Annotated in this window: 17 protein-coding genes; 7 read left to right on the plus strand and 10 right to left on the minus strand. The window is 55.0% G+C overall.

The features are described from left to right. Window positions 1-44: 44 nt before the first annotated feature. Both QSV77_RS19805 and QSV77_RS19810 read right to left on the minus strand, forming a co-directional pair. A complete protein-coding gene (locus QSV77_RS19805; RefSeq protein ID WP_302734781.1) occupies window positions 45-1025 on the minus strand; it encodes a mannonate dehydratase in 981 nt (326 codons plus the stop codon). Between the two features lie 67 nt (window positions 1026-1092). Next, the gene (locus tag QSV77_RS19810; RefSeq protein WP_046801148.1) at window positions 1093-1806 is read right to left on the minus strand and encodes a FadR/GntR family transcriptional regulator; all 714 of its coding nucleotides are present in this window, start codon (window positions 1804-1806) and stop codon (window positions 1093-1095) included. A 206-nt stretch (window positions 1807-2012) separates the two neighbouring features. Between QSV77_RS19810 and QSV77_RS19815 the strand changes: the two genes are divergently transcribed. Genes QSV77_RS19815 through QSV77_RS19830 form a run of 4 tightly spaced genes read left to right on the plus strand, consistent with a single transcriptional unit; the run spans window position 2013 to window position 5503 of the window. After that, window positions 2013-3041: an ABC transporter permease gene (locus QSV77_RS19815; RefSeq protein ID WP_080843016.1), complete on the plus strand. Its 1029-nt coding sequence runs from the start codon at window positions 2013-2015 to the stop codon at window positions 3039-3041. Then, window positions 3038-3937 (plus strand): ABC transporter permease, encoded by a 900-nt coding sequence (locus QSV77_RS19820; protein ID WP_302734782.1) that lies wholly within the window; start codon window positions 3038-3040, stop codon window positions 3935-3937. Before QSV77_RS19815 ends, QSV77_RS19820 begins: the two co-directional genes overlap by 4 nt. Further along, window positions 3924-4766: an ABC transporter ATP-binding protein gene (locus QSV77_RS19825; protein ID WP_302734783.1), complete on the plus strand. Its 843-nt coding sequence runs from the start codon at window positions 3924-3926 to the stop codon at window positions 4764-4766. The genes QSV77_RS19820 and QSV77_RS19825 overlap by 14 nt, the downstream gene beginning before the upstream one ends. Beyond that, a complete protein-coding gene (locus QSV77_RS19830; protein ID WP_302734784.1) occupies window positions 4766-5503 on the plus strand; it encodes an ABC transporter ATP-binding protein in 738 nt (245 codons plus the stop codon). Before QSV77_RS19825 ends, QSV77_RS19830 begins: the two co-directional genes overlap by 1 nt. A gap of 86 nt (window positions 5504-5589) precedes the next feature. On the opposite strand, the gene QSV77_RS19835 is transcribed toward QSV77_RS19830, so the two are convergent. Next, a complete protein-coding gene (locus QSV77_RS19835) occupies window positions 5590-6327 on the minus strand; it encodes a prolyl oligopeptidase family serine peptidase (RefSeq protein ID WP_302734785.1) in 738 nt (245 codons plus the stop codon). 383 nt (window positions 6328-6710) lie between these two features. On the opposite strand from QSV77_RS19835, the gene QSV77_RS19840 reads away from it, so the two are divergent. Continuing rightward, window positions 6711-8777, plus strand: a complete 2067-nt coding sequence (locus tag QSV77_RS19840) for an ATP-dependent helicase (protein WP_302734786.1) — start codon at window positions 6711-6713, stop codon at window positions 8775-8777. Window positions 8778-8925: 148 nt separating this feature from the next. Here the strand turns inward: QSV77_RS19840 and QSV77_RS19845 are convergent, their stop codons facing one another. Beyond that, window positions 8926-10218 carry a glycosyltransferase family 1 protein gene (locus tag QSV77_RS19845; protein ID WP_302734787.1) on the minus strand — a complete coding sequence of 431 codons (1293 nt, stop codon included), beginning with the start codon at window positions 10216-10218 and terminating at the stop codon, window positions 8926-8928. A gap of 478 nt (window positions 10219-10696) precedes the next feature. On the opposite strand from QSV77_RS19845, the gene QSV77_RS19850 reads away from it, so the two are divergent. Further along, entirely contained in the window at window positions 10697-12460 is a 1764-nt protein-coding gene (locus tag QSV77_RS19850; RefSeq protein WP_302734788.1) for an ABC transporter ATP-binding protein, read from the plus strand. Between the two features lie 38 nt (window positions 12461-12498). Next, the gene (locus QSV77_RS19855) at window positions 12499-13929 is read left to right on the plus strand and encodes a mannose-1-phosphate guanylyltransferase/mannose-6-phosphate isomerase (RefSeq protein ID WP_302734789.1); all 1431 of its coding nucleotides are present in this window, start codon (window positions 12499-12501) and stop codon (window positions 13927-13929) included. Between the two features lie 87 nt (window positions 13930-14016). On the opposite strand, the gene QSV77_RS19860 is transcribed toward QSV77_RS19855, so the two are convergent. From QSV77_RS19860 to QSV77_RS19885, 6 genes are read right to left on the minus strand one after another with little or no spacing between them, the layout of a single operon-like run. Then, window positions 14017-16104 carry an NAD(+) synthase gene (locus QSV77_RS19860; RefSeq protein ID WP_302734790.1) on the minus strand — a complete coding sequence of 696 codons (2088 nt, stop codon included), beginning with the start codon at window positions 16102-16104 and terminating at the stop codon, window positions 14017-14019. Continuing rightward, window positions 16082-18175 carry an FkbM family methyltransferase gene (locus QSV77_RS19865; protein WP_302734791.1) on the minus strand — a complete coding sequence of 698 codons (2094 nt, stop codon included), beginning with the start codon at window positions 18173-18175 and terminating at the stop codon, window positions 16082-16084. The genes QSV77_RS19860 and QSV77_RS19865 overlap by 23 nt, the downstream gene beginning before the upstream one ends. Beyond that, window positions 18093-18662, minus strand: a complete 570-nt coding sequence (locus QSV77_RS19870; protein ID WP_302734792.1) for an NUDIX hydrolase — start codon at window positions 18660-18662, stop codon at window positions 18093-18095. The genes QSV77_RS19865 and QSV77_RS19870 overlap by 83 nt, the downstream gene beginning before the upstream one ends. Window positions 18663-18665: 3 nt before the next feature. Beyond that, entirely contained in the window at window positions 18666-20114 is a 1449-nt protein-coding gene (locus QSV77_RS19875; protein ID WP_302734793.1) for an FkbM family methyltransferase, read from the minus strand. Further along, window positions 20111-21958, minus strand: a complete 1848-nt coding sequence (locus QSV77_RS19880; protein WP_302734794.1) for a hypothetical protein — start codon at window positions 21956-21958, stop codon at window positions 20111-20113. The genes QSV77_RS19875 and QSV77_RS19880 overlap by 4 nt, the downstream gene beginning before the upstream one ends. After that, the gene (locus tag QSV77_RS19885; protein ID WP_302734795.1) at window positions 21955-23307 is read right to left on the minus strand and encodes a UDP-glucose/GDP-mannose dehydrogenase family protein; all 1353 of its coding nucleotides are present in this window, start codon (window positions 23305-23307) and stop codon (window positions 21955-21957) included. The genes QSV77_RS19880 and QSV77_RS19885 overlap by 4 nt, the downstream gene beginning before the upstream one ends. Window positions 23308-23319 lie beyond the last annotated feature (12 nt).

The raw sequence follows: 23319 nt of genomic DNA on the forward strand, positions 1-23319 counted from the left end.
GATGAAGCCGGCGGCGCGGACCTGCGCCGACCGACCTGAAACGGTCAAAGATGCTTGTTGTTGAGTGCTTCCAGAAGTGCTGCGATGTAGCCGTAGCAGAAGGCGAAGGCGACGCCGACAGCGTCACGGCCGGCAATCGTCGGCACATGATCGGGCATGATCATGTAGCGATAGCCCAGCTCATGGTAGAGCTTCAGCGAACGCACCATGTCCATGTCGCCCTCATCGGGGAACGTCTCCATGAACGACAGCTTGCCGCCGCTGATATTGCGGAAATGGACGTTGAAAATCTTGTCGCGGCTGCCGAACCAGCGGATGATGTCGTCGATCTCCTCACGCGGATTATCGAGCATCTCGCCAATCGACCCCTGGCAGAAATTCAGGCCGTGATAGGGGTTTTCGCGCATCTGCACGAATTTCTTCAGGCCTTCGACCGTGCCAAGCACGCGGGTGACGCCCTTATAGCCCGGCGGCGTATAGGGATCATGTGGATGGCATGCCAAGCGAACCCGGTTGCTTGCCGCGACCGGCACCACGCGCTCGAGGAAATAATCGATGCGCTCCCAGTTCTCGTCTTCCGAAAGTACCCCGGCCAGACCCGGATCGGCATTGTGGTCGGCCCTGTCCCAGCGCCACGCTTCATTCAGCGAACCGCCGCGGCCACGTTCCATTTCAGTGCGCGGAATGCCGATGAGGTTGAGATTGTATTTCGCTGCCGGAATACCTGCCTTGGCAATATTCTCGATCATCGTGCAGACGGCATCGATCTGCCGGTCACGCTCCGGACCGGCAAGCAGGATATCGGGATACGATGCCTGTTCGATCGGCCGGGAAGGCAGGGGCAGCTGCACCATGTCCAGCACCAGACCAAAACTTTCGACCTTGTCGCGCAGACGCTCGAAGTCATCGAGAACCCAGCTCGCGGGTTTTCCGGGCGGGTCAGCGCTTATGTTTTTGACGCCGAGCTGCGCCCAAACCTTGAAATCCTCATCATCGCGTGCAGCAACCTGGGTGCCGACATACATCGATTCTCTCCTCTCTCCATGCAAGTCATCATATGACATCGCACGAAATAAGATGAGTGTCGAGATGCTATTGCGCCTCCGAAAGCAGGCGATATCGACGTTGGCTCGCAAGCATATGTTCGCGCATGGCTTTTCGCGCCGCATCCGGGTCCTGCTCGACGATGGCGCGCAAGATTGCATCGTGTTCCGCCTGCACTTTGCGAAGATAATTCGCATCCCCCGTCTCAGGCAGCGTCGGAAACTGACCGCGCGGTATAGAGCGCGAACCGAACTGGCGCAGAGCCTCCAGATAAAAGCGGTTATTCGTGGCGATCGCGATGGCTGTGTGGAACTCGTAATCGGCGTCAACGGTGGTTTCGCCGGCATCTATGGCGCGCGCCATTTTCCGGTGCGCGGCCGAGATTGCAGCTTCCTGCTGGGCCGTCCGGCGGTATGCGGCAATCGCCGCCGCCTCCCCTTCCGTTGCCAGCCGGAACTCCAGCATTTCCAGCGTTTCCGCAATGGTGCCAGCTTCTGACTGGGTCAGCTTTACCCCGGCCCATTCACTGGTATTGCTGACAAAAACCCCCTTGCCCTGGATGGGAACGACATAACCGGCAGAGCGCAGATCCGCGATCGCTTCGCGCACCACCGTTCGGCTCACGCCATAGGTGCGCTCAAGCTGCGGCTCCGTGGGAAGCTGGTCACCATTTCTCAGTTTACCGCTGCGAATTTCCGCGCTGAGATTGTCGATGATCTGTTGCGCCCGTCGCTCCCGCGGTTTTGCCATATCGTCCCTCATGCCACTCTTCCCTCTTGCGAAATACGAATCCCTTCGTTACTCATATGATGACTTTGTGTTACGTCATATGTTTTCATGTTAGCTCAGGGAGGAGTTGGGATGAAGTACCATCAAGAGTTTTTGCAATGGAGAATTGCGCGTCATCGGCGAGCGGTTCGCGGTACGCCATTCGCTGACGGTTCCCTCTTGCGGAAGTGCGGCCTGCAATGACGGAAATCTCACTGCGCGGGCTTGGACATCGCTTCCTGCAACTTGTCGTCAGCCTCTTCATTCTGCTTTGCATCACGTTCATCATTGGCCGCGTCATGCCGACCGATCCGGTTGGCGCAATCGTCGGCGAGCTTGCGGACCCCAAGGCCTATGAGGCCATGCGGGCGCGGCTCGGACTTGATCTGCCGCTCTACCAGCAGTTCTTCCTTTATCTGCGTGGCCTGCTGCATGGCGATTTCGGCATAGCGATCCTGACCGGCAATCCGGTGACCAAGGATCTGGCACAGGCATTTCCGGCAACGCTGGAACTGGCGACGCTGGCAATCATCATCTCCACCGTTATCGGCGTGCCGCTTGGTCTTTCCGCCGCGCTGTTTCGTGATACGTTCATCGACAAATTCGCGCGTGTCTTCGCGCTGGTGGGACATTCGATCCCGGTCTTCTGGTTCGGTATCGTCGGGCTGGTGATTTTCTACGCCAATCTCAACCTTGTTGCAGGCCCCGGCCGTGTCGACGTTTTTTACGAAGGCCTCGTGGAACCGAAAACGGGGCTGATGCTGGTTGATACCCTGCTCGCCGGCGAAACCGAGATTTTCTGGAACGCGCTTTCGCACATCCTCCTGCCGGCGATCATCCTTGCCTATATGGCGATGGCCTACATCACCCGCATGACACGCGCTTTCACACTCGAGCAACTCAGCCAGGATTATGTGATCGCAGCGCGCGCCAAGGGCGTCAGCCCGGCACGCACGGTCACCCGGCACGTGCTGCCCAATATCGCCGTACAGCTCATCACCGTTCTCGCCATCTCCTATGGCAATCTTCTCGAAGGTGCCGTGGTGACGGAAATCGTCTTTTCCTGGCCCGGGATCGGTCAATATATGACCAACGCCCTGCTCATCGGTGACATGAATGCCATTCTCGCGGCCACCATCGTCATCGGATTCATCTTCATGATGCTCAACTTCCTGGCAGACGTGGCCTATACCACGCTGGACCCGCGCACACGGGAGGTCGCTCGATGACCGATATCACCCAGAATAATGGCGTTCACGGCCGCAGCGCCCTGTCACGCCTATCGACCACGACATTCCGAACATTAAGAAAGCTCGGTGACGAGCCGCTTGGAATGTTCGGTTTTGCCATCCTTGCCATCCTGGTTATCGTCGCGATCTTTGCGCCGCTCATTGCGCCATTCGATCCGGCGCGCCAGGCGCTCGACAATGCACTTCAGCCGCCCAGCTGGCTGCATCTGGCCGGAACCGACGAATTCGGCCGGGATATTTTCAGCCGGCTTGTCTATGGCACCCGCATCACCATCCAGACCGTCTTGTCGGTCTCGGTTATCGTCGGCCCCATCGGCCTTGCCATTGGCGTCATGGCCGGTTTCTTCGGCGGCAGAACCGACGCGATCCTGATGCGCGCCACCGATATCGTTCTGTCCTTCCCATCGCTCGTGCTGGCGCTTGCCTTTGCGGCCGCCATGGGTGCGGGTCTCGGCACGGCGATCATCGCGATCTCGCTGACCGCCTGGCCGCCAATCGCGCGTCTCGCCCGTGCCGAAGCTCTCGTCGTGCGCAATACGGATTATGTCGCCGCCGCCCGCCTTTATGGCGCGTCACCGCTGCGCATCCTGTTTTTATACATTGCGCCGATGTGCATTCCTTCGGTCATCGTCCGCCTGACGCTGAACATGGCCGGCATCATTCTCACTGCCGCGTCGCTAGGCTTCCTCGGTCTGGGCGCTCAGCCACCGCTGCCGGAATGGGGAGCGATGATCTCCAGCGGCCGTAAATTCATGCTCGATTACTGGTGGGTCGCCGTCATGCCCGGCATCGCCATCCTGCTGACGAGCCTTGCCTTCAACATCGCCGGCGATACGCTGCGAGACCTGCTGGATCCGCGCCATGCCCGTTCCTGATAGCTCCCCCATTCTTTCGGTCCGCGATCTCAACGTTCGCTTCGGCCGCAACTCCATTCCCGCCGTTTCCAATGTCAACTTCGACGTCGGGCGCGAGCGTGTCGGCATCGTCGGCGAATCCGGCTCCGGCAAGTCCACGACCGGCCGCGCCGCCATGCGGCTTCTGCCGAAAAGCGCCACCGTTACGGCGGAGCGCATGGACTTCCTCTCCGAGCCATTGCTCACAAAATCCGAGCGCCAGATGGGCGCGATCCGCGGCAGCGAGATGGCGCTGATCATGCAGGACCCGCGTTATTCGCTCAATCCGGTCCTGCCGATCGGAAAACAGGTGGCGGAGGCGGCCGAACTGCATCTCGCTCTCACCGGCAAGGCCGCCAGAAACGCCGCGCGCGACATGCTGCTGCGCGTGCGCATCAACGATCCCGACCGCGTGATGGGGCTTTATCCGCATCAGATTTCCGGCGGCATGGGGCAGCGCGTGATGATCGCCATGATGCTGCTCGCCAAACCGAAGCTGGTTATCGCCGACGAGCCGACCTCGGCGCTCGACGTCAGCGTTCGCAAGGATGTGCTTCTGCTTCTGGACGAGATGGTGCGTGAAAACAATTCGGGCCTCATTCTCATCAGCCATGACATCCGCATGGTCTCGGCCTTCTGCGAACGCGTGCTGGTCATGTATGGCGGACGCGTGGTGGAAACGCTGACGAAGCTCGAGGATGCGCAACATCCCTATACGCGCGGCCTGATCGCGGCGATGCCCGACCCCCGCAATCCTGTCAGGCGTCTCAAGGTACTGGACCGACAGGCAATTGATGCGGAGGTGATGTGATGATCACGGTAGACAAGCTCGATGTCGTCTATGGCACGAAGGAAAACCGCAATCACGTCGTTCGCGGCGTCAGCCTCAAGGTCAACAGGGGTGAAACGCTCGGCATCGTCGGTGAAAGCGGTTGCGGCAAATCGACATTGCTGCGGTCGCTTGCGGGGCTGGAATCGGTGTGGACCGGATCGATCAGTTTCGACGGCAAGCCGGTCGGCAAGGTGCGCAGCCGCGAGGAACTGAAACTGGCGCAGATGGTGTTTCAGGACCCGTACGGTTCGCTGCACCCACGCCATCGCATCGGCCGGGCTCTGGCCGAACCGATCCGCTCCATGGGGCTTGGCGATGGCTGGTCGAAAGTACCGGCCGCCCTGCAACAGGTCGGCCTGCCCGCACATTTTGCCGAGCGATTCCCGCATGAACTGTCCGGCGGCCAGCGCCAGCGTGTGGCGATCGCGCGCGCGCTGATCCTCGAGCCGCCCATCCTGCTGCTCGATGAGCCGACATCCGCGCTCGACGTCTCCATTCAGGCGGAAATCCTCAATCTGCTCGCCGACCAGCGCGAGGAACGCGACCTTACTTTCGTTCTCGTCAGCCACGATCTCGCGGTCATCGCCCATATGTGCGACCGCGTTCTCGTCATGCAGAACGGCGTTTTTGTCGATGAGTTGACGAGGGCCGACCTTGAAGCGGGCGTTACCCATGCCGCCTATTCGGGCGAGCTGTTCGAAAGCAGCTTCCTTTAGATCGACATCGAGCCTCTAGAGACAACCGTCCGGCAGAAGCGCCGGGCGGCTTTGTCTGTGATCGCCTCAATCAGCAATCCGGAAACTCAGGGAGAAGACGGTGCTTTGACCTCAGCGAGCTTCTGTTCGAGAAGCCACGTCCACATCGCCTCGTCTTTCAGCACTTTTCCCTCCACCGCCTGATGATTTGTCTCCTCGAACACGGTGAGCCGAACATTGCGTTTCAACTCCTGAAGGCGTTGTACGAGAACCACGGTGTCTGACAGCGGTATCACCTCGTCATTTGCACCGTGGAAAGCCCAGAAGGCGGTCTTTTCATTGGTGCGGTTGAGATAATGCCGGATACCGCCGCCGGCGATCGGCACGACAGCGGCAAAGGTCTCCGGAAACTGTTCGGCCATTGACCATGCGCCAAATCCACCCCGGCTATAACCGATCAGGTAGATGCGGCTGCGATCCACCCGATGATCGGCCACCACCGACCGCAGAGTGGCTGCAACACGCTCGATCGGATAAAGCAGTTCCTCACTGGGGTTTTGCGGCGAGAACACCAGGAAAGGAAAATCACGCCCCTCTTCGATCATTTTCGGCAGACCACTTCTGCGCAGCTTCTCGACATCGCTGCCACCCTGGTCACCGCCATGCAGCCAGACGACGAGAGGATAGGTCTTGTCCGAACCGGCATAATCCTTCGGGGTGTAAAGCAGGTAATTGATGTCTGAGGCGATTGTGACATCGGATTTCACGGCTTTCTGCTCGGCCGAGGCAAATGTCGAGGTGGTAAGGGCAGCTACGGCGATCAGGCAGAATTTCAGATTTTTCATTTGGTCCTCCCAACAGACAGGCCTTTTCCCCAAGGCCGATGATTGAACTCGCAAGCCTCCGGCCTGGTTCAAGCCTTTCCGAGCCGAAACGGGAAACGCGAGAGCGACGAGAATAAATGATTATATATTTCAATTAAGTACGATATTTTCCTTATTACTATTCTTATCGCGATGGGAAAATCAGGTTCTTGCCACCCATCGACGCCCGGGCCGGTATATCGGCTTGGATTATCAAGGCGAGGCGTTCATTATTTGTTCTGGATTGGTGTTTGAGTCTTTGCTAATCATTGCTGGAACGGTGGAAATGGCCAGCCGATGCCTCGACGGCTGACCATTTCCACCGCTATCCACGGACGGACAACCACATATCAAGGATTACAGGCATGGCGGTTGCCTATCTGGACAAGTTGAACGAACAACAACGCAAGGCAGTGGAACACGGCGTCGGGCTGGCAGAGGGACAGACGGCCGGACCGCTCTTGATCATTGCCGGCGCCGGTTCCGGCAAGACCAATACGCTTGCCCATCGTGTCGCGCATCTGATCGTCAACGGCGCCGACCCCCGCCGCATCCTGCTGATGACCTTTTCCAGACGCGCGGCCTCGGAAATGTCGCGGCGTGTAGAGCGTATCTGTAAACATGTCCTCGGCGGCAATTCAGGTGCGCTGACCGATGCGCTGGCATGGTCCGGCACGTTTCATGGCATCGGCGCGCGCCTGTTGCGCATCTATGCCGAACAGATCGGCCTCAATATCGATTTCACCATCCACGACCGCGAAGACAGCGCCGACCTGATGAACCTTGCCCGGCACGAGCTGGGCTTTTCCAAGACCGAAAGCCGCTTTCCGACCAAGGGAACATGCCTTGCGATCTACTCGCGTGCGGTGAATTCCCAGACGCCGCTGAAGGAGATCCTGCGCCAGCATTATCCTTGGGTTGCCAGCTGGGAGAGCGAACTTAAGCAACTGTTCGCGGCCTATGTCGAGGCCAAGCAGGTCCAGAACGTGCTCGATTACGACGATCTCCTGCTCTATTGGGCGCAGATGGTGAGCGACCCCACCCTGGCAGACGATATCGGCAACCGTTTCGACCATGTCATGGTCGACGAATATCAGGATACCAACCGGCTGCAGGCTTCGGTGCTGATGGCCCTCAAACCCGGTGGCCGTGGGTTGACGGTAGTGGGCGACGATGCGCAGTCGATCTATTCGTTCCGGGCTGCGACGGTGCGAAACATCCTCGATTTTCCGGCATCCTTCAGCCCGGCGGCGGATATCATCACGCTTGATCGCAACTATCGCTCGACGCAGCCGATTCTTGCCGCCGCCAATGGCGTCATCGATCTGGCGCGTGAGCGGTTTACCAAAAACCTCTGGACGGAGCGGCAGTCACTCGAACGCCCGAAGCTGGTGACGGTGAAGGACGAAACCGAACAGGCGAACTTCATCATCGATCAAGTACTTGCCAATCGCGAGACCGGCATGACGCTGAAACAGCAGGCCGTGTTGTTTCGCACCTCCAGCCACAGCGGCCCGCTTGAAGTGGAACTGACCCGCCGCAACATCCCCTTCGTCAAATTCGGTGGCCTGAAATTCCTCGACAGCGCCCATGTGAAGGACATGCTGGCGGTTCTCCGCTTCGCCCAGAACCCGCGTGACCGTGTCGCCGGCTTCCGGCTGCTGCAGATGCTGCCCGGCGTCGGACCGAAGAAAGCCGGCAACATTCTCGATACGATCGCTGCAGACGCCGAGCCGCTGCTTGCCCTTGCCGAAATTCCGCCGCCACCCAAGACCGGCGATGACTGGACAGCCTTCACGCAAATGCTGGTGGGGCTGCGGCGGGGCCAAAACGGCTGGCCAGGCGAAATCGGCCAGGCAAGGCTATGGTACGAACCCCATCTCGAACGCATCCATGAGGATGCCGATACCCGCAAGGCCGATCTGCTACAGCTCGAGCAGATCGCCAGCGGTTATCCCTCGCGCGAACGATTTTTGACCGAGCTGACGCTCGATCCGCCTGACGCCACCAGTGATCAGGCCGGCGTGCCGCTGCTTGACGAGGATTACCTGACCCTGTCGACCATCCATTCAGCAAAAGGCCAGGAATGGCGTTCCGTCTTCATCCTGAACGTCATCGATGGCTGCATCCCATCCGACCTTGGCGTCGGCACCACCCAGGAACTGGAGGAAGAGCGAAGGCTGCTCTATGTCGCTATGACCCGCGCCAAGGACGGCCTGTCGCTGATCACGCCACAACGCTTCTTCACGGGCGGCCAGAGCCAGCAGGGCGACCGGCATGTCTACGCCTCAAGAACCCGCTTCATACCTGCAACCCTGCTGCAATTCTTCGAAACGACGACATGGCCGATTGTTTCGGCCGCAGCTTCGGAGCGCAGCGCGCAGCAGATCCGGATTGATGTGGGTGCGCGAATGCGGGCGATGTGGAAATAAAAAAGCGGAGTTCGGGTATCTTCTTCGTACAGGCGTCGCTTGTGATCAGATAGAAACCATTGGCAGGCTAGCGACAATATCGGCACGCACGCCGCACGAACGGACAAAGAGCAGATTGTCGAACCCGTCGCAGCTTCGACTTGCCGCTTTAGGTGGTCGCCCGCCTCTCGTTGTTATCCAATTCATGAACTGCACGGAGTATGTCTGACGCAACATCCTTCCATGTTCGCATTTGTGGTTTGAACTCGGCTATCTTCGCTTTCAAGGCAGCATACTTGTCCGGATCCAACAACAATACACGAACCAAATCCGCCAACTCGTCTGGTTTCTCCGGATCAAAATAAAGTGCCAGCGTCCCACCGGCCTCTCTCAATGCCGGCACATCCGCTGCAAACGCCGGGGTCCCGCACCACAGAGCTTCACTGATCGGCAAACCCCACCCCTCCATCCTGCTCGGTAAAACGAGACCGTAGGCGTTTTCGTACAGCAAACGTAATTCCGCCTGGTTCGGATTAAGAACAAAGTGAAAGTTGTCGACGATCGGACGGAATTTTTCCAGTTTTAAAAATTTTTCAACCCTTTTGCGCCTTGCACCTGCCAACACCAACGCAGGCGGCACGACGCCGGAAGCCTGCAATAGAAGCATGGCTTCAACAACACATTCCAGGTTTTTACGGCCGTTATAAATACCAACACCCAACAGGTAACGGCCTTGAGGAGGCCGCTTATCAATCGGCTCAACTGTCGGCCGAAGCTCGTTGCAAAGTGGTATAGCCACAACGTCCGGCACGGGCGGCAATGTTCCCATGTTAGAAAAATGCTCTACTTCCCGCGCCGTAAATTCTGAATTCGTCAAAATCAGTGCCGCTGCTCCTATAGCGACCTTATTATCATGAATGAAATTCCTCGGAAACGAAAACTGATTCCGGTGGGTGAAATTATGCAACGGAATCATATCATGCAGCATTGGAATAAAGGTGGCTTTTTCGCCCCGTTCACTCAACGCCATGATATAATCTGACATAATTTTAGGCCTACCCAGCGAGACCAGAATCTGCCCGTCTAGATCAACCTCTCGAACTGCACCCGCCGGAATAGTTGCCCAACGTTTGCGATTGCGATGCTCAACTACAGTGCGCACCGCCCTGTAGAGCAAAGACTTCAAAAAATTCGTATCAAAAAGATTTTGTCTGAGGCGCAGTGGCGTCGCACTTGAAGGGACATTCGGATCTAAAACGCCGGTTGGCGATGCATCACCTATACGCGGAAAAACTTCAAAAAAACGACGATGCAACGGCGAATAGATTACATACCTTACTGATTTATCCGCCAAAGTCAGTTCATAAGCGACTTCCATTACGGTTCGAGCGATTCCGTAATACTTAAATTTCACTCCCGAGTTCAGGAACAGTTCCGACAGATCAAAAAATACTTGGGGCATTTACCGTCCTGCCTGACGGACACTTCCGTCATAAAACACATTAGATTGCAAAAACTTACGAGTTTATATGCCACGCCGTTGTCAATAGCCCACCATTGAATTTGGCATATAGATTTTGGGCAGCCCATTTGTCAATGTTGAGAACCTTTCAGTTGGGGAAAACTACACATTTTCGCCTAACAACTAAAGCGCGAATTGCCCACTATTCTGCTCTAGGCAGAACTGCACGTTATGGCTTCCTCACCAGAGGGAGATTGACACTTAGCGATCACCCATTTAAGTGCACTAAACCAATTTTGGATTAGACGTGCCTCGGCATTTGGGATCAGTGTTAAGCTTTGAGTTTTCTGAGTATGAAACTTGGGCAGATCATATATGAGCGTCATACGCACAACATAACTCCACGAGTTTGGGTTTGTTCGTCTAACGTGATAACACTCACCAAATGTAGTTTCTGCACCAATTTAGGAATATCGCTGTGATCGGATCATTTTTGTCGCCAAACGACAAGAAGCTGCTGGTACGACTGTTCAAAGAGAACTTTAAAAAGCATGTTAGCTGGTACTCGATGGCAATCGCGGCAATGGTTGTCGTTGCTGCAACGACATCTCTCAGCGCCTGGATCATGCGCGATATCGTCAACAGCGTTTACCTGAAGCAGGGCTTTGATGTCGTTCTTGAGATTGCTTTCGCGGTCGCCGCTATATTCATCGTCAAGGGCCTCGCCACGTTCGTTCAGAGCTACTATCTGAGCAAAGCAGGCAACAGTATCGTCGCAGAGCAGCAGCGCAAAATCTATGATCGCCTGCTGAAGCAAGGCGTATCATTCTTTCAGAACCTGCCATCGTCGGAGCTGCTGGTTCGCGTAACCTACAATGCACAGGCCGCCAGAAGCGTTATTGATACGATCGTCACGTCCTTCATACGCGACCTGCTTTCGCTCATCGGCTTGATCGTGGTGATGTTCGCCCAGAATTTTCTTCTGAGCGCGATTTCAATGATTATAGGACCCCTTGCAATTTTCAGTGTCCGTCTTGTCTTGCGTCGTGTGCGCAAAATCATGGAGGCGGAACTTGCTTCGCTTGGCGAAATCGTCAACGTCGTGCAGGAAACCAGCATCGGCGTCCGCGTGATCAAAGCGTTTTCGCTTGAGAAGCTTATGCGTCAACGTATGAACAAGGCGGTGTCCGATGTCGAGCATCGCGCCAATGGTATCGCGAAGCTTGAAGCGGCGACCAGCCCGATCATGGAAACGCTGTCGGGCCTCGCGATTGCCGTCGTCATTGCCGTTTCCGGTTATACTGTTCTGGAAAAAGGTGGTTCTCCTGGCGATCTGATGGCCTTTATAACCGCTCTGCTTCTTGCCTACGAACCGGCAAAACGTCTGGCGCGTATGAGAATCCAGATCGAAAGCGGCATGATCGGGGTCCGCATGATGTTCGAGGTTCTGGACGCACCTTTGACGCTTGCCGAAAAAAAGGATGCTCTGCCTCTCCCCAGGGCAAGTGGCGATGTGGAACTGAAGAACGTCAGCTTCGAATATGTTTCGGGCCAGCCAGTTCTGAAGGATGTCAGCGTGCTCTTCGAGGGCGGCAAAATGACCGCACTGGTCGGTCCTTCCGGCAGTGGGAAATCCACCATAATCAATCTTATGATGCGCCTTTACGATCCTCAAAACGGTTCCGTTGAAATCAACGGCATGGATTTGCGTGATGTGTCATTTGCGAGCCTGCGCGAGCACGTATCCTATGTAGGTCAGGAAACCTTCCTGTTTTCGGGCACCGTAAAGCACAATATTTCCGTTGGCCGGGACGATGCGACAGAAGAAGAAATCATAGCTGCGGCCAAGGCTGCCAATGCGCATGACTTCATCATGAAGATGCCTGACGGTTATGATAGCAAGCTTGGTGAAAATGGCTCAGGCCTATCCGGCGGCCAGAGACAACGTGTTGCGATCGCTCGCGCCATGCTGAGAGACGCTGACATTCTTATCCTCGACGAGGCGACCAGTGCACTGGATTCAGAATCCGAATCCCTCGTGAGGGATGCACTTGAGCGCCTGACCCTGAACAAGACATCTATTGTTATTGCTCATCGGCTTTCAACAATCAATCGAGCCGACAAGATCGTCGTTATGGATAATGGACAGGTTGTCGAAGAAGGCAGTCGGCGAGAATTGCTTGCAACGGATGGTCTTTATAAACGCCTACACAGCATCCAGTTCGATGCGGACGTAGCATAATCCTGACCCTTATCAGGCCGCGTTGGAAAGGTTTTATTGTGAAGGAACACTCTCGAAAGATCACGCCGGTTCTTCTTGCTGGCGGTGCTGGTTCGCGGCTCTGGCCTGTTTCTCGTGACCAGCTGCCCAAGCAGTTCCAGCCGCTGGTCGGCAATCTTTCGACCTATCAACAGACGTTGATGCGGGTGGGCGACAAGGGGCTTTATGCCGAGCCGCTGGTGATCACCAATGAGGATTTCCGTTTCTTCGCCCGCCGTCAGGCCGAAGAGATCGATCTGCCGGCAACCGTGGTGCTGGAGCCCGCCCGCCGCGACAGCGCCGCCGCCATGGCTGCCGCCGCCGTGCTGGCCGAGCGCCGTGAGCCAGGATGCCTGGTACTGGCGCTTGCCGCCGACCACGTGGTGCTCGATGCCGACAAGTTTTCCGATGCCGTGAAACTCGGCGCAAAAGCTGCCGATCAGGGCAATATCGTCGTCTTCGGTCTGGTGCCGACCGAGCCGCGCACTTCCTATGGTTATATCAAGCCAGGTGAGGCGATCGACGGTGAGGCCGATCTCAGCACCGTCGATGCCTTCGTGGAAAAGCCTGACATGAAGACGGCGATTTCCTATCTGGAAAAAGGGTATCTCTGGAATTCCGGCAACTTCCTGTTCCGCTCCGACGTGATGATCGCCGAACTCAAGGCCTTCGCGCCGGAGATTCTTTCGGCAGTGACACAGGCGGTCGAACAATATGAAAGCGACCTTGGCTTCGTGCGCCTGCATCAGCAAAGCTTCGAGGCTTCGCCGAAAAACTCCATCGATTATGCGGTGATTGAAAAAACCAAACGCATGGCGGTTGTGCATGGCCATTTCCGCTGGTCGGATATCGGCAGCTGGGACGCGATCTGGGAAATTGCCGACAAGCGCGGCAATGACAATGCGCTCGAGGGCGATGGCGTGTTCATCGATTCCGAGGGCTGCCTCATTCACTCCACGCAATTGCTGACGACGGTGGTGGGCGCCAAGGATCTGGTGGTGGTGGCCACCAAGGATGCAGTTCTGGTGGTGCCGAAAAACCGGGTGCAGGATGTGAAGGGGCTGGTGGAGACGCTGAAGGACGGCGACCATGCGCCGCAGACGCAGGCGCACAAACGCGTTTATCGTCCCTGGGGTTATATCGAACACATGTATGTGGACGAGCGCTATCGGGTCGGTCATATCACGGTCGATCCCGGCCACCGCATCTCGTTCCAGAAACATTATCATCGCTCGGAACACTGGATCGTCGTCAAGGGAACGGCGACGGTGACGATTGGCGAAGAAACCAAGCTGCTGACGGAAAACCAGTCGGTTTATATCCCGATCGGCCAGCCGCACCGGCTGGCCAATGAGGGGCAGATCCCGCTGGAGCTGGTTGAAATTCAGACCGGAGCCTATATCGGCGAGGATGATGTCATCCGCATTGAGGATGATTATAAAAGAACGTAATTAACGAATGCTCCTGACATAAACGGAGCATTCGGATTATAGTCGATAGAGAGATGTCATTTGACCAGAATGCGCTGCCAGCCCTTCTTAACTTTTCGGCGGCGGGGCTAGTGCTAGGTCAAGCTCCCGCAACCAGGCATCCGCTGACGCATCTGATGGCATACGCCAGTCGCCACGCGGAGACAAAGAGCCGCCTGAGCTCGTTTTGGGACCGTTTGGAACGGCGCTTCGTTTGAATTGGCTGGTTTGGAAAAAGCGCCTGATGAAAACTCTTAGCCATGATCGAACGGTTTCCAAATCGTAGTCCCGTCTATCAGCGTCTGCGAAATCCGGTGGCCAGCTACCCGTTTTGACATCCCGCCAAGCGTGCCACGCAAGGAAAGCCAGCTTAGACGGCCTCATGCCATATCTTACCGTATAAAAAAGATTGAAATCTTGAAGCGCATAAGGTCCGACAAAATCTTCCGTCCTCTGGCTCGGCGCATCTGCATCACCCGGTACTAATTCTGGACTGATTTCTGTGGACAATATATTCCGAAGAACGTCGGATGCCTCTTCACCGTACAGCCCGCGTGCCGCGACCCATCGAATAAGGTGCTGGATAAGCGTTTTTGGGACCGAGCAATTGACGTTGTAGTGGCTCATATGATCACCGACGCCATAGGTTGCCCAGCCAAGAGCGAGTTCAGAGAGATCGCCGGTGCCTAGAACAATCGCGTTGTGACGGTTTGCCAGTCGGAAAAGGAGCGACGTCCTAGCCCCCGCCTGGACGTTCTCGAAGGTAATATCATAAACCTTCTCTCCCTCTGCGGCGGGATGGCCGATATCCCGCAACATCTGCATTGAAGCCGGGCCTACGTCGATCTCGTCCGCGGTCACTCCCAACGCTCGCATAAGTCGCCAAGCATTCGATTTCGTCGTATTAGAGGTCGCAAAAGCAGGCAAGGTCCACGCTAGGACATTTGAACGGGGAAGTTTCAGCAGATCCATGGCGTGAAGCGCAACCAGCAGCGCGTGTGAACTATCCAATCCACCCGAAACACCGATGACCACACGCTCAATGTTACTGGCCTTTAAACGGCGAGCAAGACCTTGAGATTGTATCTGGAAAGCCTCCTCACAGAGAACATCAAGCTGATCTTTGTCATCCGGGACGAATGGAAAGCGGGCAACTTTTCGATGCAGGCCTATGTCACTTGCTGGGGGCTGAAGATGAAAGCCGATGTGCCTATAGGCTTTCGGCGCAAGATCGCGCCGATTTGCAACAAGGCTACCGTTTCGCAGTCGCTCGGCTGCCAGAAGTTCCAGATCGACATCCGTAACAATCATGCCGGCGCTTGTAGAAAAGCGCTCGGATTCAGCCAAAAGAGTACCAGCTTCATAGACCATCGCATGGCCATCCCAGGCAAGGTCAGTAGTCGACTCACCAAAACCGGCGGCCGAATAGAGGTAAGCAGCATTGCAACGAGCAGATTGCACACGGCAAAGCGCGTGACGTTCGGCCGACTTGCCGATAATAGCATTGGACGCAGAAAGATTTGCTATGACTGTCGCGCCTGCAAGAGCGGCCATGGATGAGGGCGGTGTTGGCACCCAAACATCTTCGCAAATTTCAATCGCCAGCACAAAATTCTCTATATCATGCGCAGTGAACAAAAGGTCCGTACCGATTGGAACTTCAGTTCCCAACACCTCTATCGTAGCGCCCTTTTCAACTATGGCACCCGATGCGAAATGTCGCGCCTCGTAGAATTCGCGATAATTGGGCAGATAGGTTTTTGGTACAATACCCAAAAGCCGACCTCGATGCAGCACAAACGCACAATTGAGAAGGTGTCCCTGCCAGCGGACCGGCATTCCGACGAGAACGACAGGCATTAGCGTCTCAGTGCGCTTTCGCAGCAGTTCAAGAGCCGATTCCGCCTCGTCAAGGAGCGTCTGCTGGTGCAGCAGATCATCAATCGCGTAACCAGTCAGACCTAGCTCCGGTAGGACGAGAAGGCCTACAGACTGTTCGTCTGCCGATTCTAGTAATGGTATCGTCGCTGCGGCATTGGCCAACGGCGAAGCAGGCGTAACCAAATGTGAAGCAACCGCACAGCGAACAAAGCCTTGCGCGTAAGCCGAAGGAAAAGTCGCGGATGTAACCTGTTTATTGCGTATCATTGTCTTCATTTACATTTATACCGCCATCAGCAACGACCCCGACCAGAAGCCAGGAGGGTCTTACCCAAAATAAGGATGAAAAGCGCGGACGCCACTGCTTCCAATTCTGCAGCACTGCTTCAACGACGCCCTGAGCAGCATTTTGTTCAGCTACAATCAGGGGGTCCGGACAAAAGTCATGCCACATGACAAGTCCGCCCGGACGAACCACCTGCAACGCCTTTTCGGTATCGTTGGTCACCACATCGGCCGTATGGCCACCGTCGATCAGAACAGTATCGAAGAAATCCGGACCGAAAGCAGCTGTGTCGAACTCCCGGCTGTCCATCAACATCTGGGTTACTCGCCCGGCCAATCCAGCTTCGCGATAAAGTCGTCCGATCCGGTTTCCGCCATCAGTGACGCCGGATGCGTCTGAATACAAAGGACGCCCTTCATCATCTTTTTCTCCTTCGGGAAGGTTCAGCGTCCAGACGAGAGCTTCGGAATTTTGCAGGCAAAGCCGCGCGCCAAACCCCTCCCAGGTCCCAAACTCCAGGTGATGTTTTGGTCGAAAGGCGCGGTAGAGTTGTGTCAATATCCTCGCGTCATGGACTTCCATACGGAACTGTGTAAGCGGCATATTGACGAGATTTATCGGAGCTCGGAACGAGTAGTCCAGGCCGAGGCGTTCTCCCAGCATATGGGCATCAACAATCTCGAGCCGGTCTTCTGGCACATCAAAAGGCAATGGTGGCAGCGCTTGCGCGGCAACACTCAAGTTGGTCTCTTTTTGAGCCGGGTTCATCGAAAGCGGCGGGGTAACATTGCGCCGAGCTTCCGCTTGCAGGACAACCGGCTCATTGAAACGCACTCGAGCCACGCCGGGTAGCGTCGGGCCTCTTCTGATAACAATCCCGCGCAGGTCCTGGACCTGATCAAGCGCTATCTCGACTGTAGTTTCTCCGCCCGGGAGTATAAAAGCTTCCGATCCAATGATATCCGAAAACCCGTCTCTTACGCAGAGAACCCCGATATCCGCTCCAGAAACACCAACCGACAAACGTACGATTGCCGGTCCTTCGCAGATCGGTTGCACTTTCCAAGTCAAGCCATAGCCCCAAGAGGGAGCATCGATAATCAATTCACCGGTTTCTTCATCCAAAACACCCGTACCGGCCGTTTCAAAAGCGTCAGCAACATCGGCTGCCAAGGCTTCCGTCGCTATAAGAGCAGGCACAACATAGACAGGCTCTCGTTCATGAACGAGCCGCAAGCCGTCAACGGCAACCGGTGCGCCCTCCGAACGGCGCAAAAGGAAATTCTCACCGTCCATCACGAGAGCATCGTGGTAACCTACTGATGCCAACCATTCGAGCGCCTGAGACACGCTCTGTTTTCTCTCTGCCAAGGCGTGATTAAGCTCGACGAGAACCCACGGGTTAAATTTGTCGAGGGTCTGAAGAGAGCCTTTCAACACTTCGAGATCGAAGCTATCGACATCAACTTTAAGAAGATCGAGTCTGTCCCATTCCAGACGCCGCATTTCCGCGTCCACTGTCGAGAAAGGGAACTCCTCCACTTCCGCCGGACTGCCCCAGACGCGGAATATCGCGTCCCGACGGTTCCCCTCGGTCTCACCCATGGCTATCTGCCGGACTTCGACATTTGAAATCCCGTTGACCTCAAGATTGTGTCTGAGCATACGATGCGTTTCCGTAGGCTCGAACGCCACAACGCGACCTTCAGGTGCGCAGCGGCCAAAAAGTGCGGAGTAATATCCAATATTACCCCCGACATCAAAAATGTGCCAATCACGGCCAATGTTGCGGACACACCACCGTTTGGTTTGCATCTCACAATAGGGATAATAGCCACGCATATGGGCATAATAGGAGCCGAGCCGAATTGGCTCTGCGTCAGGAACCATTGTCCAGATCGGAGCAAGATCAAGCTGGACAGCCGGTGCCGTCGATTCAACTGCCAAGTCGGGTTGGCGTTCGGCTAGTGGCTGATCGTCAGAACCCGAAATGTGCTCTGGTCGCGAGCCAGACGGCGAGCTGAGGAAGGATTGAACAATGTCCCTGATCGATCGCCGCATTTATTTCCTCCACTGTCATAACTCTAAGATCGAAAGTTTCAAGATCGTCATGATCAGCAACGCCGGCGGAACGGCAACCCGTCAAGGCAAAAAGATGCGCCCGCCCACAGCCCTGATTGCCGCTAACGGCATAACTGCCAAAGCTAACCGCGTTCTCAGCCACGTAACCGGTTTCTTCTCGCAGTTCCCGCTGCATCGCTTCAACAGCATCTTCCCCGGGCTCCACATGGCCAGCGGGAAAGGTCATGGAATAACACCGAGCACCATGTTTATATTGCCATAAAGTCAAGATACGACCGTCCGCGAGAATCGGAACGGCGATCGAAAAATCAGGCAAGTGAACTTGATGATAATCGTTGACAACGCGCCCATCCGGCAATGAAACCGTCTCAACCGAAAGCGTCACAAATGGTGGAGCGTCATAAATGGTATGGGTTTGCATCACCTTCCAAGGCGCCCCACTTCCTATTGCATCAGTTGAGTTCATGGCTCAGCTTTCACGCCTAACTAAGACCCGCAGCAAACGTTGCTTTGCTTTTCGGTCAGCACTCAGTCGCAATTGGATTGAAGGAGAGGCTCCCGAAGCTTCAATACTAAATGGAATCTCCAGCCAGTACGAACCTGGAATCCACAATATTTTGGAAGATCGAGATACTACTTTTTCGTTGGCAACGACTTCAAGTGACAATTTCCGACCTAACGAAGCATCCGTCTTAACTTGCAACCGCGCGACGTAACGTCCTGCTTGGAGGCAATGATAAGGACCGAAACAAACATGCCCCCCCACTCCTCGTTCCGAAACAATCTCCAGTCCGTCGCGACGCGCGCCCTCTCCCGGTAGCATACTCGATGTCCAGTCAACTGTCGTTTCTGGCTCGAACCCTTCTGCTGTTGACGAGGAGTTTTTGGGAAACAATTGCCGAGGGTTATCGTCGAACGCTTTTAAATAGTCATAATACTCGTTTTTATTGTAAGGATTTGGCGGCACGAGTGCATTGAGTGCCCAAGTCTCATCAAAGCCAGCAAGATACACGCCTTTTTCTCGCAACGCGACTATCAAGGCAGCAGCACAATCCGACAGTCCAAACGCTTCATACAGAAGAATTAACCGAAGAAAAACAGTTGGATCGTCGAGTTGGACTAATTCATCCATCACCTCAGGATCCATGACCGGATCAAGCATGTAGAGTGCATCACAAGACAGTACTGGCCCACCTACCGTCTGAGCAAACAGTGGAATTGCAAATTGTCCTGGTAATGCACCACGCGTATAACGATGGACATCGACGTCAAACAAGCGATAACCATGGCCACGCAAGAGCCCATCTAGGTCTCCCCAAACGGTACCGCGGCGATCACGCATTTCTTGTAATTGAGCTTCAGTAATCAGAGCAAGCGGACGTATTGGCGCTGAAAGAAGGTTTTGAGCACCGACGAAAACTTCAAAATCAAAGCCGTCGACGTCGCATTTAACCACGTCAACGCGTCCAAAGTCATTCAGTGCCAGCCAGTCGTCAAGAGAAAGGCGTTGATCAGCAAACCGCAACTCTGCCCCACGATTGAAAACATCTGCGGTGAAGGAAAGGCCCGTTTTCTCTGATGCACGTTGCGCACTGCTCAACGCAAATGCGCTCGTGGCCCCTCCTTTTACTTCTGTATCTATACGAACAGAAGACGGGAGTGGTCGACTTCCATTCCCAACCCACGCAGCAACATAACGAATGTTCCGATTTTTTTCGTCGGCATTCAAACGGTCGACTTCTGAAACTAATGGATCAAAGCCAACCGCACGAAAACTGGCACCAAACTGGTCCCAAAAGCTATCGATTCCGCCACTGCATCCTACATCAAGCAAGGAGACATCTAAATTTTCTAGAACACCTCTCTTTTTACATTCATTTAAAAAAGTGGAGCTATGGCGAAAAGCAGATAGCGTCATACCGACCAATCCTCCAAAAGATCAGAGGTGCGCCTAACCACCACGCTTTCGAGCGTAACGCGTGCCTTGCCAGACGAGTGAAGACGAACTTGTACGGGAAGCAATACGTCACGCGGCGTTACCTGCAACAATAGCTTAGCAGTCACCTTCCCCCGAAGGACACTTATTTTTGTTTCGTAAACAACCCTCTCACCTTGAACTAGGTCAAGGTTAAGCCTGCATTTTAACGAATGATCCCACCGACGCGATAGGGTCAAATCTATTCGGTAATCCCCGGGCGGCAAATGAGCATAAGGCCCAAAAAAAATGTGCCCAACTTCACTATTGGAGCGTATAGCATCCTTCTCTCGAACACCTGCTGCGCCAGTGTGCATTTCTGGTGTCCAATCGTCTACATCCTTGAATATAGACTGAAGAAGATAACCATGACGAAGTCGCGCAGAAAACGGCGTGCGTCCGCACCCAATAAACCGCTGCATAATAGATTCAAAGCGATTATGAATCGCATTAATTCCAATGAAGCGCCTCGGTTCGCCCTTCTTTGCCAAATGCCGACGCTCATCAACTATTGCAGCAAAGAATCCGTTTAAAACATCGGCAAGAACCTCGCCTTCAGCCTTTTCGGGAAGGCCAAAATTGATTACGAAAGCATCCGCCTGAGCAAGCGTAGCCGAATGCTCCGAACCCGCTTGCCAAACTGCTACGCGATTGGAGAAACCAAGACTATCCCAACAACGGGTAAAAAGCCCGAACATGCGATCCCGAGGGCCAATCCAGACAACGTTTGTTTCCCGTGGGGCATTCGCAAAGAGATCAACGAGAAACGGCAAAACGTGTTCTGGACTGCCGGTTTCATTGTCATAAGACTCTGATCGATATCTTGCTTCTAGCGGACGAGTAAGCGGTATCTCTATCGCTTCAGAAAGGGCAAGACGATAAGCCATATTGACCGTATTCGTCAGGCTAATTTCTTCTAGCTCTACTCCGTTAAGCCCCCAAACTTCCGATTGATCGGGGATGTCAGGCCTTTTCACCCTGTCGATAAATTCTTCAGGATTATTCTCCACGCTTTTATGCGCGTGCATTGGCGTCGTCTGACGTGTGTGATCGCAGTGATAACCAAAAACTGCGGGTACCGCATCGCCAACTTTTCCGTGAAGCATTACAAGACGCTTGGAAATATTCGAATCGACGTGCCAGCCCAATAGCATCCGCTCATCGAACCCATGGATGGCAAAAAGATCTTCGCGTCTCATGAGTTGGAAATCGCCCGGTGCATCGTAGAGAATTGAATCAGCGCCGTAGACAATTTCATTAAGATGAAGGGTCTCGCCCATCGCACGCGTTTCAGCGATAACCCCTGCCGGATCAAGCCTATCAAAGCTCTCCCATAACGTCTCCGGGATTTCAAAACGAGGCGCGCAATAAAATCCGTCTTTCAGTTCTGCCAATTGCTCAGATAGGGACTGCGAACCGCGCGGCACGAAGATCATGTCGGTATTGGTCGACAAGATCCAACGGTTTGCAGGGTTGGACCGTCGCACGGCAGCGTTACGCGAAATCGGCTCAAGAGCCTTCAGATGGGTACGAGATGCAAACAGCTGATTATGAAGGCTCGGTCTTATGCGGATAATCCGCAAAAGGCGTTTCGCACGGTCTGTCAGCGTGTCGCAGATCGCCTCCGGGAAGGTCGGAAAATCATCCGGCGTGTTGTAGTCAACGAAAAGAATTTCATCATTTTCGTCGGTCAGCACTTCCGCCATACAATTCAGGCTAAGAGCAGCCCTCTTGTGGAGGTTATAGCCGTAACTGTCGTTCCTTCCGTAGAGGACGATCGATATCATGACATTACCCGGTTATGTTTCGCTGCGGCGGCGTCTGAGAGCCAATCGCCCATCCCGGGCCTGATCAGTGTTATTGCAGCCGAAAGCTTTGCAGCATCCACAACTCGCCATGGATCGATAACCGCCTTCGGTCCCGCCGCCGCAATGTCGAGATTGCGATAGGCTTTCCAGGGCGTCACGATGGCCACAACATCTGCTCCCGTCATGGCACTTTCGGCATCAACCTTGATTACGATCCCATCGGCGATCTGATCCGGAAGACTGACGAGCGCCTGCGGGTCCGTGATCCGCACACGATAGCCAATGCTGACCAGTTTGTGAGCGAGCGCCAATCCCTGACTTTCCTCTATCACCGGCGTCTCCGGTTTGTAGGACAGCCCGAGGATAGCAACCTCTGCCCCGGGATCAGCCGACGCCGCTATGGCCCTCACAAGACGTTCGGTCTGATGATCGTTGATGACATCCGTCGCTTCGGCAAGATCGGTGCGTGCGCCAAGGCTGCGTCCAAGCGCCGCAAACGCCTTGTTGTCGCGCGGGAAACAGGGCCCACCGTAACCGATGGCGCCCTTGATATACTTCTTGCCGATTCGGCTGTCTGCACCGAGTGCGTCGGTTACCACGTCTGCGTCTGCTCCGTCGAGATGATCACACATGTCGGCAATCATGTTCGCGTAGCTGATCTTAGTCGTCACGTAGGTGTTGACGGCAATCTTGCACAATTCCGCATTGACCCAGTTCATCCGCTGAAACTCGGGGCTGCTCTCGGTAGACCCACGATAGACACTTTCCAGCAAATCACCCGCTTTAGGGTCGCTTTCTCCAATAAGAATCATATCAGGATAAAGCATATCGCGAACCACGGTGCCAAGCGCGATAAACTCCGGATTATAACACAAACCGAGATCCGAGCCCACAGTCCGGCCGGATGCCCGCTCAAGGGTCTGACGCAATATACCGCCTGTAGAGCCCGGCATAACGGTCGAAGTAACGACTACGTTGTGGTAGCCGACCTTGTCGTGCAACGCAGCGCCGATGCTCTCCAGCGCAGAGATCACATAGTCATTGCGGAAGAAACGATCTGGCCCACTTGGCGTCGGAACGATGATAAAGGTCACATCCGAGGAAAGCACCGCCTCCCGCATATCGGTCGTAGCGCGAATGCGCCCACCATGCTCCGTGATCAATTCCTGGAGCTGCGGCTCCGGAACCGGAGCCACACCACGATTGATTGAATCCACAAATGCGGAATTCAAGTCCATACCAATGACATCAAAGCCCTTTTTGGCAAAGACGGCAAGCATGGGCGCACCAAGTTTGCCCAGGCCTATAACAGAGAGTTTCGGCTTCATAATAATATCTCG

The organism is Agrobacterium sp. V1, from assembly GCF_030518355.1.
Classification (GTDB): Bacteria; Pseudomonadota; Alphaproteobacteria; order Rhizobiales; family Rhizobiaceae; genus Agrobacterium; species Agrobacterium cucumeris.